The sequence below is a fragment of the Rhodobacter viridis genome (assembly GCF_003217355.1).
In the GTDB taxonomy this organism is placed as follows: domain Bacteria; phylum Pseudomonadota; class Alphaproteobacteria; order Rhodobacterales; family Rhodobacteraceae; genus Rhodobacter; species Rhodobacter viridis.
Map to the genome: position 1 here is coordinate 155,333 of NZ_QJTK01000008.1, position 12,170 is coordinate 167,502.

General features: G+C 66.0%; 7 protein-coding genes and 1 CRISPR repeat array. All 7 genes read left to right on the forward strand.

The features are described 5' to 3' along the window. The 7 genes from cas5c to cas2 all read left to right on the forward strand — a co-directional run bounded on the left by cas5c (nucleotide 1) and on the right by cas2 (nucleotide 6,042). Nucleotides 1-699 carry a type I-C CRISPR-associated protein Cas5c gene (gene cas5c / locus C8J30_RS11800; RefSeq protein ID WP_110806043.1) on the forward strand — a complete coding sequence of 233 codons (699 nt, stop codon included), beginning with the start codon at nucleotides 1-3 and terminating at the stop codon, nucleotides 697-699. After that, entirely contained in the window at nucleotides 696-2,453 is a 1,758-nt protein-coding gene (gene cas8c / locus C8J30_RS11805; RefSeq protein ID WP_110806044.1) for a type I-C CRISPR-associated protein Cas8c/Csd1, read from the forward strand. The genes cas5c and cas8c overlap by 4 nt, the downstream gene beginning before the upstream one ends. Continuing rightward, complete coding sequence (gene cas7c, locus C8J30_RS11810; RefSeq protein WP_110806045.1) at nucleotides 2,450-3,415, forward strand: type I-C CRISPR-associated protein Cas7/Csd2; 966 nt, start codon at nucleotides 2,450-2,452, stop codon at nucleotides 3,413-3,415. The genes cas8c and cas7c overlap by 4 nt, the downstream gene beginning before the upstream one ends. Nucleotides 3,416-3,728: 313 nt before the next feature. After that, entirely contained in the window at nucleotides 3,729-3,899 is a 171-nt protein-coding gene (locus C8J30_RS11815; protein ID WP_110806046.1) for a YegP family protein, read from the forward strand. A 184-nt stretch (nucleotides 3,900-4,083) separates the two neighbouring features. After that, nucleotides 4,084-4,719 (forward strand): CRISPR-associated protein Cas4, encoded by a 636-nt coding sequence (gene cas4, locus C8J30_RS11820; RefSeq protein WP_110806047.1) that lies wholly within the window; start codon nucleotides 4,084-4,086, stop codon nucleotides 4,717-4,719. Continuing rightward, complete coding sequence (cas1c, locus tag C8J30_RS11825; RefSeq protein ID WP_110806048.1) at nucleotides 4,716-5,750, forward strand: type I-C CRISPR-associated endonuclease Cas1c; 1,035 nt, start codon at nucleotides 4,716-4,718, stop codon at nucleotides 5,748-5,750. Before cas4 ends, cas1c begins: the two co-directional genes overlap by 4 nt. A 1-nt stretch (nucleotide 5,751) precedes the next feature. After that, the gene (gene cas2, locus C8J30_RS11830) at nucleotides 5,752-6,042 is read left to right on the forward strand and encodes a CRISPR-associated endonuclease Cas2 (RefSeq protein WP_110806049.1); all 291 of its coding nucleotides are present in this window, start codon (nucleotides 5,752-5,754) and stop codon (nucleotides 6,040-6,042) included. A gap of 177 nt (nucleotides 6,043-6,219) precedes the next feature. Beyond that, nucleotides 6,220-11,587: a CRISPR direct-repeat array (repeat unit 32 nt; unit sequence GTCGCCCCCTTCGCGGGGGCGTGGATCGAAAC). Nucleotides 11,588-12,170 lie beyond the last annotated feature (583 nt).

Genomic DNA, 12,170 nt, shown 5'->3' on the forward strand with positions numbered 1-12,170 from the left:
ATGGCATATGGAATTCGTTTGCACGTCTGGGGGCGCAATGGGCTTTTCACCCGCCCCGAACTCAAGGTGGAGCGCGTCACCTATGACGTGATGACGCCCTCTGCCGCGCGTGGGATCCTTGAGGCGATCCATTGGAAGCCCGCGATTTCCTGGGTGATCGACCGGATTCATGTGCTGGAGCCGATCCGCTTTCAGCAGATCCGCCGCAACGAGGTCGGGCACAAGGCGCCTGCGGGCACGATCAAGCAGGCGATGAACCGGGGCGATCTGGGCGGGGTGCAGCTTCTGGCCGACGAGGACCGCCAGCAACGCGCCTCGACCGTGCTGGTGGCGCCCGCCTATGTGATCGAGGCGCATTTCACCCTGACCGCGAAAGCCGGGGCCGAGGACAGCGAGGGCAAGCACCTTGATATCTTCAACCGCCGCGCCGAACGGGGGCAGTGCTTTCACCAGCCCTGCCTTGGCACCCGCGAGTTTGCCGCGCATTTCGCGCTGATCGCCCCGGGTGCGGCCTTGCCACCGCGCGCCTCGCAGGCCGAGACGGCGGATCTGGGCTTTGGCACCCCGCGCGATCTGGGCCTGATGCTGTGGGACATCGACCACACGGCGCCGGGCCGCCCCTCGATGTTCTTTCGCGCCCGGCTGGTCGATGGCGTGATGGCGGTGCCCGCGCCCGGATCGGCGGAGGTGCTGCGATGAGTATGCTTGCCTCGCTGGTGCGGGCCTATGACCGGCTGCCGTGGAAGCCGCCCTATGGTTTTGCGGTGCAGAACATCGGCTATTGCGTCGTCTTGACCCCGGATGGCGCCGTGGCCGAGGTGGTCGACCTGCGCGATACGGACAAGAAGCGCAGCCCGCGCCAGATGGCTGTCCCGGCCTGTCCCAAGCGTGCCGGTGTGACGCCGCGCCCGAATTTCCTGTGGGACAATGTCAACTACGCGCTTGGGGCCGGAACGCTGACCGACCCCGAGGACAAGCGCTTCGAGGCTTTCCGCGACAAGCATCTGGAGTTTCTTGAGGCCGTGGAGGATGCCGAGGTGCAAAGCTTCTGCGCCTTTCTTCGGAGTTGGTCCCCTGAAGCCCTGTCGCAGCATTTCGATCTGGAAATACTGCCTACTGCGGGGATCGTCTTTGCGATGGCGGGTAGCTATCGCGATCACTGCTTGCACGATGCGCCCGCCTTGCGGTCGGTCTGGCTGAGCGAGCGCGAGCGTTGGACTGCCGTCGAGGGCAAGGCCGCGGCTGAGGCGGTCTGCCTCGTCTCGGGCAGACGTTCGGCGATTGCGCGGACCCACCCGCCGATCAAGGGCGTCTGGGGGGCGCAGGTTGCCGGGGCGGCAATCGTGACCTTCAACTCGGATGCCTATGAATCTTACGGCCACGAACAGGGCGACAATGCCCCGGTGTCAGAGGCCGCAGCCTTCGCCTATACCACGGCGCTCAACCGCTTTCTGGACAAGGACAGCGGCCACCGGATCCAGATCGGCGATGCTTCGACGGTGTTCTGGGCCGATGCCGCCGAGGCCGAGGCCGCCGCCTTGGCCGAAGCATTCTTTGGCGAATTTTTCGATGCCAGCGCATCGGAAAAGATCAACACTGACCGCATCGGTGCGCAGCTGGAGCGGATCCGGCGCGGCGAGCCGCTCTCCGAGGTTGCGCCGCAGCTCGATCAGGGCGTGACCTTCTGCGTGCTTGGTCTTGCCCCCAATGCGGCGCGGCTTTCGGTGCGGTTCTGGTGGGAAAGCAGCTTTGGCACGCTGACGCGGCATTACCAGCGTTTCGTTGAGGACATGCGCCTTGATCCGCCGCCGCGCGACGGCTGGCCGCCGCTCTGGCGCTATCTGGTCGAGCTGGCCGCGCAGGGCAAGCGCGAGAACGTGCCCCCCCTGATCGCGGGCGAGTGGATGCGCGCGATCCTGACCGGCACCGCCTATCCGCTGACGCTGCTCTCGACCACGCTCATGCGCATCCGGGCCGATGGCGAGATCAACGCCCTGCGCGCCGCCATGCTCAAATCCGTTCTGATCCGCAATTTCGCCAAGGAGGTTCCCGTGGCGCTTGATCCCGGAAATACCAACAAAGGTTACATCCTCGGGCGGCTCTTCGCCGTCTATGAAGAGGTGCAGCGCGCGGCGCTGGGCGGCAATGTCAATGCCACCATCAAGGACAAGTTCTATGGCGCCGCCTCGGCTGCGCCGCAAAAGGTGTTCCGCACGCTCGATGCAGGGGCGCAGAACCATTTCGCCAAACTGCGCAAGCTCAGCCCCGGCCGGGCGGTGAATCTGGAAAAACTGCTCACCTCGATCACCGATCTGATGGAGCCGGGCAATGACCCGATCCCCGCCAGCTTGGCCAGTGCAGAACAGGCGCTGTTCGGCATCGGCTATTACCACCAGCGCAGTGATTTCTTCCGCAAGCATGACGATACGCCCATCACGGAGGCCGACCAATGATCCCGCTTTCCCGCCGCCACGATTTCGTGCTGATCTTCGATGTCACGAACGGCAACCCGAACGGCGACCCGGATGCGGGCAACCTGCCGCGGCTTGACCCCGAAACGAACCATGGTCTGGTGTCCGACGTCAGCCTCAAGCGCAAGTTGCGCAACTATGTCGAGCTGGCTCGCACCGGTGAAGCCGGTCACCACATCTATGTGCAGGAAGGCGCGATCCTGAACGAGAAGCACCGCGAAGCCTATGTCGCCAAACGGGCCGATGACGCCAAGGCCCTCAAGGAGGCGAAAGAGGCCAAGAAGCTCAACCCGAAAGGTGACGACGAAGCCCGCGCGCTGCGCGACTGGATGTGCGCGAATTTCTTCGATGTGCGGACCTTTGGCGCGGTGATGTCGACCGGCATCAACTGCGGTCAGGTCAAAGGGCCGGTGCAGATGACCTTCGCCCGCTCGGTCGAGCCGATCCTGCCGGTCGAAATCTCGATCACCCGCATGGCCGCCACCAACGAGGCGGAACAGAAGAAACGCGCCGAGGGCGAGGAGGGCGAGGCCCGCACCGACAACCGCACCATGGGCCGCAAGCATATCGTGCCCTACGGGCTTTACGTCGCGCATGGCTTCATCTCGGCGAAATTCGCCGAGCGCACCGGCTTTTCCGAGGCCGATCTCGATCTGCTCTTCGAGGCGCTGGCGAACATGTTCGAGCATGACCGCTCGGCGGCGCGTGGCGAGATGACGACGCGCAAGCTGATCGTCTTTGCGCATGAAAATGCGCTGGGCAATGCGCCTGCTCATGTGCTCTTTGACCGGGTCCGCATCGGCCGCGCCGTCGATGGCGAATTCCGCGATCTGGATGACCGCGGCCTTGGCAACCTCGCGCCCGCGCGGAAGTTTGCCGACTACCGCGTCGAGATCGACCGCGACGGCCTGCCCGCGGGCGTCGAGATCCGCGAGTTGCTCTGATGCCCGCGCTGCCCGCCGAGGGGGAGACGATCCCGCTCTCGGCGGGGGCGCTGCCGCTGCTCTCGGATGGTGTAAGCGGATGTGTCAACTTCTCTGCATGTGAGTTATCTGGCTTAGCCAGATAACTCATAAAATTTCCGTTGACACAATGACGCTCTCGCCTCATGGTTGATCTGCGAAACAGAAAAGGCCGGGCACGCGAATGCACCCGGCCCCTGCAAGCAAGACAGGCTTGGCTTGCGATCTAGCACATCAACCATATCCAAGCCTGTCTCTTTTCACAACAGGGCAGTTGCCCGGAAAGGAAAACGACATGTTTGAGATTTTCTACACTGTTGGAAGGGGTTACTGGTGGCATCTCAAGGCCGGCAATGCTGAAGTCCTTTGCCACTCCGAAATGTATGCCTCCAAGCAGGGCGCGCAGAATGGGATCGACGCCGTCAAGCGGATCGCTCCGGGCGCTCCGGTCTATGATCGGACTTGATGGCTTCGGAGGTTTTGCCGCCTCCGTTTCCCCCTGAAGCCTTGCGTCCGCGACCCGTGTCGCGGACGTTGTCGTCTCCCGAGCGAGACGTGGATAGAAACTCTGCTTGTGATTGATCTTGGCTTTAGCCAGTGAGGTCGGTCTGTTAGACTGGCCTCATTCTGGTTAGCGGATCGAAGGCATCATGGATTTTGAGACGATCCCGCTCTCGGCGGTGCAGCATGCGGTTTACTGTCTGCGGCAGGCGGCGCTGATCCATCTCGAGCGGCTTTGGGACGAGAATATCTTTACCGCGCAAGGGGATGTGCTTCATGCCGTGGCCGACAAGGGCGGCAGCCGAAAGGGCAGGGGAGGGCGGCGGGTGCTGTCGCTGCCGCTCGGCTCTGTCCGGCTTGGCCTTTCGGGCGTGGCCGATCTGGTCGAGTTCCAGCCCCTGCCTGAGGGCGGCGAGCGCCCGTTTCCGGTCGAATACAAGCGCGGCAAGCCGAAGCTGCACCGCGCCGACGAGGCTCAGCTTTGCGCGCAGGCGCTCTGCCTCGAGGAGATGACCGGCCAGTCGGTTCCCGAAGGCGCGCTTTCCTATGCGCAGACGAAACGCCGCGTCACCGTGCCCTTCGATGCTGATCTGCGCGCCCTGACCGAGGCCACGGTGGCCGATCTTGCCGCCGTCTTCGCCAGGGGTGCCACCCCGCCGCCAACGCCGCATCGCAGCCGTTGCCGGGCCTGTTCTTTGCTCGACCTCTGCCGCCCCGACACCGTCGCCCGCCCGGTCAAACGCTGGCGCGATCAGACCCTTGCCCGGTTGCTGGAGGCGCGATGAAGAAGCTTCTGAACACCGTTTACGTTACCACCGAAGGCGCGGCGCTGCGGCTGGAGGGCGAGACCCTCGTGGCCGAGATCGAGGGCGCCGACAAGACTCGGGTGCCGTTGCACATGCTCGCCTCGGTCGTGGTGTTCGGCCCGGTCCTGTTGACGCCCGCACTGATTGCTGCTTGCGCGGAACGCGGCATCGCCCTCGCGCTGATGGGCCGCAACGGCCGGTTTCAGGCCCGTGTCGAAGGCCCGGTCTCGGGCAATGTGCTGCTTCGGCGCGAGCAATACCACCGCGCCGACGCGCCCGAAGAGATCGTCCGATCCTTCGTGCTGGGCAAGGTGTCGAACCAGCGCGCCGTGCTGCGCCGTGCCCTGCGCGACTACGGCGAGGAGATGGCGTTCTCCGCGCGCGCGGCGCTTGAGGCCACCTGCGAGCGCCTCGCGCAGATCCTGCGCCGGGTGCAGTTGGCCGACAGCACGGTCGAGGAAATGCGCGGCTTCGAGGGCGAGGCGGCCAATCTTTACTTCGCGGTCTTCGATCATCTGATCCGGTCGCCCGATGCAGAACTGCGCTGGACCCTCCGCTCCCGCCGCCCGCCGCTCGATCCGATGAACGCGCTGTTGTCGTTCCTTTATACGCTGCTGACGCATGACTGTCGCTCGGCCTGCGAGGCGGTGGGGCTGGATCCGGCGGTGGGGTTCCTGCACCGCGACCGTCCCGGCCGGCCCAGCCTTGCCCTTGATCTGATGGAGGAATTGCGCGCCCCCTTGGCCGACCGGCTGGCGCTGTCGCTGGTCAATCGCCGTCAGTTACGTGCGGGGGATTTCCGGCAGATGGAGGGCGGCGCGGTGCTCTTGACCGATGAGGCGCGGCGTACCGTTCTGACCGCGTGGCAGGAACGCAAACGCGAGGAGCGGCTGCATCCCTTCTTGCAGGAAAAGGCCCCCTTCGGCCTTGTGCCCTTCCTGCAGGCGCAGATGCTGGCCCGCCATCTGCGTGGCGACATCGACGCCTATCCGCCCTGGTTCTGGAGTTGAGATGCTGGTTCTGGTCACCTATGACGTCAACACGCTCGAAGAGGGCGGCAAGAAACGGTTGCGCCGCGTGGCGAAGGCCTGCGAGGATTTCGGCCAGCGGGTGCAGTTCTCGGTGTTCGAGATCGAGGTCGATCCGGGCCAATGGGTGAAACTCAAGGCGCGGCTGGAGGGGATCATTCGGCCGGAGTTCGACAGTCTGAGGTTCTACTACCTCGGTGCGAACTGGGAACGCAAAGTCGAGCATGTCGGTGCAAAACCCGCGCTGGATCTCAACGGCCCGCTCGTACTCTGATCTGCGAACCACAAGCGTGAAGCGGTTTCCTGCGCGGTTCGCAACTTGGGTGCTCTTTGAAAACGTTAAGAGAAATGTGACCTCAGGCGTCGGCAAGGCGGGAACGCCGGGTTTTCACGAGTCTTTCGCAAGGTGAGTCGGATTTACTCAATCTGCGCAAATGGTTATCGAATGAGAGTCGCCCCCTTCGCGGGGGCGTGGATCGAAACCTTGCGCTGGACATGGCGTTGCACCTCGCCTTCGTCGCCCCCTTCGCGGGGGCGTGGATCGAAACCGTTTGGACGCGCCGCACCTCGTCAAGCACCAGATGTCGCCCCCTTCGCGGGGGCGTGGATCGAAACCTTGTGGTAGCCATAGCCACCCGCCTTGCCGCAGCGTCGCCCCCTTCGCGGGGGCGTGGATCGAAACCTCGCTTTCGCCGTCGATGGTGTCTCCCTCGACAGCGTCGCCCCCTTCGCGGGGGCGTGGATCGAAACATCTGGGGATCTGGCGCGGTCGAGATGATCGCCGTCGCCCCCTTCGCGGGGGCGTGGATCGAAACGAACGGCGCCGGATGCCTGCGATGCCGCCGCCGCCCGTCGCCCCCTTCGCGGGGGCGTGGATCGAAACATATAGGCCGCGATCGAGATAGCCATCGACGGCCGGTCGCCCCCTTCGCGGGGGCGTGGATCGAAACTCGGCGGCCAGCGCCTCGATGGCGTCGGCGGCTTGTCGCCCCCTTCGCGGGGGCGTGGATCGAAACTCGTCGTCTGGCAGGCTCGCCCCGCCGCGCTGCCAGTCGCCCCCTTCGCGGGGGCGTGGATCGAAACGCCCAGCTCGCGCCACATGTCGGCCACGGTGCGCGTCGCCCCCTTCGCGGGGGCGTGGATCGAAACACCAGATGAAACGCGACCTGCCAGCCCACGTCTACAAGTCGCCCCCTTCGCGGGGGCGTGGATCGAAACTATGAGCTGAGGGCGATGAAGTGATCCGTCAGCCGTCGCCCCCTTCGCGGGGGCGTGGATCGAAACATGTCGCCGATCACCTCGACGACGCCTGGCTTGCGGTCGCCCCCTTCGCGGGGGCGTGGATCGAAACTGTTGCATCGCACCTTTACTGGGTGTAAACATGACCGTCGCCCCCTTCGCGGGGGCGTGGATCGAAACTCTGGCTCATGGGGTGGGGCCCGGCGTACAGGCCCGTCGCCCCCTTCGCGGGGGCGTGGATCGAAACCGCAATCTCGCCGCGGCGCAGCTGCTTGTAGCTGGTCGCCCCCTTCGCGGGGGCGTGGATCGAAACCAGATCGGATCGATCAGCTTGTGCAGCTCTTGGCGTCGCCCCCTTCGCGGGGGCGTGGATCGAAACCAGTTCTTCGACAGCGAAGAAGATCGCGCCGCCGTCGCCCCCTTCGCGGGGGCGTGGATCGAAACGTGCAGCACTTCGTAGCGCGCCACGCCCGCAAATAGTCGCCCCCTTCGCGGGGGCGTGGATCGAAACCTGCCGCCCGCGCCACGGTGACCGCAGCGAACACGTCGCCCCCTTCGCGGGGGCGTGGATCGAAACCTCGGTGGCGCAAAGGCGCTTTTCAAACTGATCGGTCGCCCCCTTCGCGGGGGCGTGGATCGAAACGCCATGCGGCTTTCGATGCGCGCGACCTGCTGCAGTCGCCCCCTTCGCGGGGGCGTGGATCGAAACGATCTTGGCGACCTCAAGCTCGGATGCCGCGGCGTCGTCGCCCCCTTCGCGGGGGCGTGGATCGAAACGATCCGCTGGCGCAAATCCGGCGCCGTCTGGGCCGGTCGCCCCCTTCGCGGGGGCGTGGATCGAAACTTGTAGGTGCAGCTGCGCCGATCCCACGGGTTGAAGTCGCCCCCTTCGCGGGGGCGTGGATCGAAACGGACGGTGGAACTCAACCGCGCCACCTCGCCCACGTCGCCCCCTTCGCGGGGGCGTGGATCGAAACAAGAGCTGGTGCAGCCATCGTATGCGCGTCCTATCGTCGCCCCCTTCGCGGGGGCGTGGATCGAAACACCGGAGCGATGCAGGATGCCGTTTCCGCACGCTGTCGCCCCCTTCGCGGGGGCGTGGATCGAAACCAGCGCCCGTTGAACGCGCGCTCAACCATACAGAGTCGCCCCCTTCGCGGGGGCGTGGATCGAAACATCAGCACGAGGTCGAACCCGACGCCGAGCCATCCGGTCGCCCCCTTCGCGGGGGCGTGGATCGAAACCGATCCGGCCCCGGCGGGGTTGAGCGCAGCGTCACGTCGCCCCCTTCGCGGGGGCGTGGATCGAAACTGCCGCTTGGCATGTTCGGCCCGCGCCGCCCGCTGTCGCCCCCTTCGCGGGGGCGTGGATCGAAACGAAAGGTCAGGCAGACGTTTCGGGGTGACGCGGCGTCGCCCCCTTCGCGGGGGCGTGGATCGAAACAGCTCGAACGCGTTCAGCGCCGTGCCCGACAGCGCGTCGCCCCCTTCGCGGGGGCGTGGATCGAAACGGTCACCCCGTAGGTGCCATCCTCCTTGCGGCTGGTCGCCCCCTTCGCGGGGGCGTGGATCGAAACTCGCACTACCGCGCCGGTCAGACCGTCGCCGCCTTGTCGCCCCCTTCGCGGGGGCGTGGATCGAAACATCGCGTCTATCCAAGCCTTTGACGAGGCCATCAAGTCGCCCCCTTCGCGGGGGCGTGGATCGAAACATGGGCGGTCAGACGTTCGGCGCTGTCAGCCCGCTGTCGCCCCCTTCGCGGGGGCGTGGATCGAAACAGACCGCCTTCGGGATGCCGCCGAGGATCGCGTTGTCGCCCCCTTCGCGGGGGCGTGGATCGAAACTTCACGGTGCCGGGGGCGTAGATTTTCTGCAGGAGTCGCCCCCTTCGCGGGGGCGTGGATCGAAACCATGTCAGCAAAGTAGCGCCCATCGCTACAATTCGTCGCCCCCTTCGCGGGGGCGTGGATCGAAACACGCGGCGGGTCACGTTGACCCGGACCGCCTTATTGTCGCCCCCTTCGCGGGGGCGTGGATCGAAACCACCATGGCAATCCTCTACGCCTGGCATAAGGCCGGTCGCCCCCTTCGCGGGGGCGTGGATCGAAACGTTTAATTGGTGCAAGCGCAATTCATGGTTAACGGTCGCCCCCTTCGCGGGGGCGTGGATCGAAACCTGCCCCTGCAAGCCCAGAGCGTCCCAAGTCTCGGCGTCGCCCCCTTCGCGGGGGCGTGGATCGAAACCATCAGACGCGATAAATTTGACCGCTGCCACCGGGTCGCCCCCTTCGCGGGGGCGTGGATCGAAACCCGCCAAAACGGAACGCCTGAACCCGATCACGATGTCGCCCCCTTCGCGGGGGCGTGGATCGAAACTCGACCATGACGCGATCCTCCTTGGCGAAGAAGGTCGCCCCCTTCGCGGGGGCGTGGATCGAAACCTGCGCGACCGGGTTCGAACCGTCGAACCGCCACGGTCGCCCCCTTCGCGGGGGCGTGGATCGAAACAGTTGTTCCGAGAGGGCGTTGACCGTCTCGGAGAGGTCGCCCCCTTCGCGGGGGCGTGGATCGAAACTCCGAAAAGTGGGTCAACTCGTCAAACAGGAACAGTCGCCCCCTTCGCGGGGGCGTGGATCGAAACGGCTACGACATGCCCAACCCATTCGTGCCCGGACTGTCGCCCCCTTCGCGGGGGCGTGGATCGAAACTCGACCGGCTGCGCGCCAAGCAACGGATAGAGGTCGCCCCCTTCGCGGGGGCGTGGATCGAAACGGCCCGGCCGGTTTCGGGGTTTTCCGGCCGGGCCGTCGCCCCCTTCGCGGGGGCGTGGATCGAAACTTCTTCTTCGCCACCGGACCCTCAATGGTGGCGGTCGCCCCCTTCGCGGGGGCGTGGATCGAAACCGCTAAGGCGTTGAAAAGTAAGAATGCAGATATGGTCGCCCCCTTCGCGGGGGCGTGGATCGAAACTGGGCGGTGCCGCTGACTGCATCGCTGACCGAGGGGTCGCCCCCTTCGCGGGGGCGTGGATCGAAACTGTGGTGTCCAGCGGCCCCCACTCACCCCACTGCTTGAAGTGGTCGCCCCCTTCGCGGGGGCGTGGATCGAAACAAGCAGTGGGGGGAATGGGCAGATCAGACAAACGGTCGCCCCCTTCGCGGGGGCGTGGATCGAAACGTGCCGTGGACCTGCCCGCTGCCAGCCTATGCCGAGGTCGCCCCCTTCGCGGGGGCGTGGATCGAAACGGATGGTTAACGTCTGATTCTGCGGCGGCGTGTCGTCGCCCCCTTCGCGGGGGCGTGGATCGAAACATGCTTCCGCGTCGTGGCCACCTGCCTCCGACACTCGTCGCCCCCTTCGCGGGGGCGTGGATCGAAACCGCGGTGGGGGTGTGGCACGGTGGGGCAGGCATGGTCGCCCCCTTCGCGGGGGCGTGGATCGAAACGGCCACCTGACCGCCGAGCGCGTCACCGTCGAGGAGTCGCCCCCTTCGCGGGGGCGTGGATCGAAACTGCGGGGGTGAAGTGAAAATTAAACTGCGCGGAGTCGCCCCCTTCGCGGGGGCGTGGATCGAAACCGCAGCCCTGACCGAGGCGCAGGTCGAGCGTGACGTCGCCCCCTTCGCGGGGGCGTGGATCGAAACACGGCGCTAGTCCGCAGCTACATGCAGAGCGACCGTCGCCCCCTTCGCGGGGGCGTGGATCGAAACATGTGCGCGGGGCGGGCATCTGGAGACGCTGTGCAGTCGCCCCCTTCGCGGGGGCGTGGATCGAAACATCAGGACGCCCATCGACGCCGAGACATAGACGATGGTCGCCCCCTTCGCGGGGGCGTGGATCGAAACGCTTTCAAGACTTCGCTGAGCGTGGACGACGCCAAGTCGCCCCCTTCGCGGGGGCGTGGATCGAAACCGGACACCCTTGCCCGTCTTGGGCGCAAGTTGCGTCGCCCCCTTCGCGGGGGCGTGGATCGAAACGCCGTGCGCCATTGCGCGGCCAATGCCCTGCGCGGAGTCGCCCCCTTCGCGGGGGCGTGGATCGAAACGCTGAACACGCCGCGAATAGACCGGGCCGGGCGGGCGTCGCCCCCTTCGCGGGGGCGTGGATCGAAACCCGAAAGCATCGAATGGGATCACGCGGCGATAGTGTCGCCCCCTTCGCGGGGGCGTGGATCGAAACTTGTTGAGTGTCACGCAAATTGCGCTTTGACGGCAAGTCGCCCCCTTCGCGGGGGCGTGGATCGAAACAAGGCCGAACTGTCTGGCAAGTCACGACTGCGCACGTCGCCCCCTTCGCGGGGGCGTGGATCGAAACAGCGATGCCGTCGCCCACTCCCCGCCGGACTTGGGTCGCCCCCTTCGCGGGGGCGTGGATCGAAACAGGTCGGCCCGTCGCCGATTGCGCAGATCGTGGCCGTCGCCCCCTTCGCGGGGGCGTGGATCGAAACCCGGTGCTGGAAGACCAGATGTGCAGCCTCACGGTGGGGTCGCCCCCTTCGCGGGGGCGTGGATCGAAACCTTCATCCTCGGCTCGCTGTGACCAGCCCCGCCCGTCGCCCCCTTCGCGGGGGCGTGGATCGAAACTTCGCATCCCCGAGCCAGATGAAGGTAAGCGGTGCATCGGCCCGATAAACCCCGATTTTCGGCCCCTGAGGGGAAAGATTCTTGGCGCAATTCCGCGCCCGGGGTCGAATCGAGCGATGATCGGAACGGTGGTGTAGGTGGGCGCGGACCGGCTGAACGCTTGGTTCGGGACCGCTGCCGCGGGTCGCGGATACCGCGCCCAGCTCTCATAAGGGGCGATGGCAATGATGCTCCTGCGGACCTGACGGCATGCCGGACCGTCTGCGGCGCTCAGGATGTGATGGAGTTGGGGGGCGAGAACCGGCTACGGTCGGTTCGAGACCGGTGTCGCTGGCTGTCGCCGTGCGGATGCCGCCCCCCAGCCCTCATACGGGGCGATGGCGGCGCTGTTCCTGCGGACCGGACGGCGTGTCGGCCTGCCTGCGGGGGACAAAATGGGATGGAGATGAGCGCGACCGGCGTGCGCCTCGAACGCGAGGCCCTGCGGTGGGCGCGAGGTCAGGCCGCCTTGCCTTGCGACGGGGCCTCGTTGGCGGCCTTGTAATGCCAGGGCATCAGCTGGCTGTAATCGGTCAGCTCACGC